Origin of the sequence: Halomonas marinisediminis, from assembly GCF_004347715.1 — a bacterium.
GTDB classification, from domain to species: Bacteria; Pseudomonadota; Gammaproteobacteria; order Pseudomonadales; family Halomonadaceae; genus Halomonas; species Halomonas icarae.
Map to the genome: position 1 here is coordinate 1 of NZ_SLTR01000472.1, position 271 is coordinate 271.

Below are 271 nucleotides of genomic sequence, written 5' to 3' on the forward strand. Positions count from 1 at the left end.
TGTAGTCGAGCGTGTAGCTCGACCCGGTGAAGCCCGCCGGGCGCACGAAGAAGGCGTTGGTCTGCGGCACTGTCAGGCGCGCGTTCGAATAGGCCGAGCGGCGATAGAATTCGCGCCGCGAATAGAACCCGTCGTAGAAGACGCTGAACCAGTCGTTGAACTCGAACCGGCCGGTGCTATTGACCGAGTCGTACTTCTGCCGGGGCATCAGGTCCTGGTTGGCCAGCTCGTCGCACAGGTTGACGGTGCCGGCCGTCAGCGATCCGGCCGT

1 protein-coding gene is annotated in these 271 nt (G+C 63.8%); it reads right to left on the reverse strand.

What is annotated here, in order from left to right:
• On the reverse strand, window positions 1-271 hold a 271-nt coding region (locus E0702_RS19300), incomplete at both ends, for a hypothetical protein (protein ID WP_165927619.1).